This is a genomic window from Caballeronia arvi (genome assembly GCF_001544695.2).
Classification (GTDB): domain Bacteria; phylum Pseudomonadota; class Gammaproteobacteria; order Burkholderiales; family Burkholderiaceae; genus Caballeronia; species Caballeronia arvi.
In genome coordinates, this window is the sequence record NZ_FCOM02000290.1 from 1 (window position 1) to 823 (window position 823).

Consider the following 823-nt stretch of genomic DNA (forward strand, 5'->3'; position numbering starts at 1 on the left):
ACCAGCCCGATGCGCCAAGATGAATGTGTCAGCTATGTCCCCGACGAAAGTGTCAACCATGTCCCCGGTCTATACACTGCTGCAAAGAAAGTCACCAAAGAAAGCAGCTTTTCCCATCCAAAGTGCCTCACGCCGGCCGCGGCACAGGCGATTGGCTGAATGGCCCGGCTGTAGCGAGTGCCCCCAAAGGTCTAATCGAGCGTGGACCGCGCACGGTCTGTCGCCCGATAAGTTTCAAGACACTGGTTCAGCACGAAATAGCTCCGGCACAGCGCTACGCGCTGCCGAAGGACATGCAAGAGAAACCAACGACGAGCCGGGCTGTGAGATGGAGGCGGAAGCAAGCAAAGAAGTGCGCGCAAACCCGCTTGACCAATCGGCCGCGAAGCGGGCCGGAGCTTGCAAGAGCTGAACCAGTTCGTTAAACGGCTCGATGTGGCGGACCGTGCGCGATCCAAGCCCGGTTGGGCCTTCGAGGGCACTCGCTACTCTGGGGACCATTAGGTCGATCGCCTGTGCCGCGGCCGGCGTGAAGCACTTTGGATGGGAAAAGCTGCTTTCTTTGGTAACTTTCTTTGCTGCTGTGTATAGACCGGGGACATGGTTGACACTTTCGTCGGGGACATAGCTGACACATTCATCTTGGCGCATCGGGCTGGTTTGGGTCAAACGTCATGAGTCGATGATGAGCGAAGTAGAAGTCGTAGGCATCGGCAACTTTGCTGCTGGGTCGCGCGGCGATGTCCAGTCGGTGCAGCGCGCTGGATACGCGCAAATGGTGACCTCGAAACGTTACTTTGCCGTTCCAGCCCACGCGCAGCAC

The 823-nt window shown here is 58.2% G+C and carries 1 pseudogene; it reads right to left on the reverse strand.

The features are described from left to right. Nucleotides 1-637: 637 nt before the first annotated feature. Nucleotides 638-823, reverse strand: a pseudogene (locus AWB74_RS48155) (IS481 family transposase); the annotation flags it as partial.